Source organism: Trueperaceae bacterium, assembly GCA_031581195.1.
GTDB lineage: Bacteria > Deinococcota > Deinococci > Deinococcales > Trueperaceae > SLSQ01.
This window is the reverse complement of the sequence record JAVLCF010000223.1, coordinates 1-1,278: the sequence shown is the minus strand read 5'-3', so window position 1 is coordinate 1,278 and position 1,278 is coordinate 1. Positions and strand designations below refer to the sequence as shown.

Annotated in this window: 1 protein-coding gene; it reads left to right on the top strand. The window is 77.9% G+C overall.

What is annotated here, in order from left to right; all coding sequences use genetic code 11:
* The first annotated feature begins 172 nt into the window (after positions 1 to 172).
* Complete coding sequence (gene truB, locus RI554_11615; protein MDR9392660.1) at positions 173 to 1,189, top strand: tRNA pseudouridine(55) synthase TruB; 1,017 nt, start codon at positions 173 to 175, stop codon at positions 1,187 to 1,189.
* The last annotated feature ends 89 nt before the right edge of the window (positions 1,190 to 1,278 follow it).

Sequence of the window (1,278 nt, the reverse complement as noted above, 5' to 3'; positions counted from 1 at the left end):
GTTGCGCCACGCCGGTGCACGCCAACGCGCCCACCACGAGCGCCACGGCGCCGCGCCAGGTGCGACGGCGACGCGGCCGACGGCCCGACCGGGGGGTGCGCATGCGTTCACGATAGGCGGACGTGGGCCCGGCGCGCGGGCCACGTGCACGTCCGGCGGTAGCATGCGGGTCGTGGCGATCCATCCGGTCGACAAGCCGTTGGGCCCGACGTCGCACGACGTCGTCGGGACGGCGCGGCGGGCGTTCGGGACGCGCCGCGTCGGGCACGCCGGGACCCTCGATCCGCTCGCGACCGGGGTGCTGGTGCTCCTGACGGAGGAGGATACGAAGCTGTCGCCGTGGTTGACCGGGTCGACGAAGCGCTACCTGGCGTGGGTAGCGTTCGGGGGGGCGACGGCGTCGGGGGACGCGCAGGGCCCCCTGGAGGCGCGGAGCGACCCGAGCGCGCTCGACGCCGACGCGATCGAGGCGGCGGCCCGGGGGTTCCTGGACGTCACCGAACAGGTCCCCCCGCGCCACAGCGCCGTGAAGATCGACGGCGAGCGGGCATACGCCGCCGCGCACCGGGGGGAGGCGTACGCCGCGCTCCCCGCGCGTCCCGCGGGCTACCGCACCGTCACGCTCCTGGGCGTCGGGCCGGCCGAGGCCCTCCCCACGACGTTCGCTCCGAGCGCGGGCGGGTGGCGGCCGGCGCCGCCGGACGCCCCGGGCGCCCGCGCGTTCGAGCGTCCCCCGCCGCTCGCCGACCTACCGGTCGCCCTGTTCGACGTCGAGGTGCAGGCCGGCACGTACCTGCGGGCGTTCGCGCGGGACCTGGGGGAGGGCCTCGGCGTGCCCGCCCACCTGGCGGGCCTGGTGCGGACCGCCTCGGGATCGGTGGACCTCGCCGACGCCGCGCCCCTGGACCGGTTGGCGGAGGCGCCGGCGCTGGCGGCGCGGGACGTGCTGCCGCTCCCCGCCGTCCCTCTTTCCGACGATCAGGTCGCGCGGGTCCGGCAGGGCCAGCGGCTGCCCTTGGCGGATCTGGCGCTGCCGACGGCCCTCGCGCCGCTCGCGCGGGGCGAAGCCACCGCGACGCAGGACGGCGGGACCGACGCGATGCTCCTCGATGCGGCCGGCGACCTCGTCGCGATCGCCCACCTCGCGGGCGGTCGCATGCGCCTCCGCCGCGTATGGCCCGCCGCCTGACGGAGGCGCACGGTGCGCGCTATGGGTTGGCCCGCCGCGGGGGACGGCGGGCCGAACGTTCCTCACCCCGGTACGACGGCGTTCCGTAC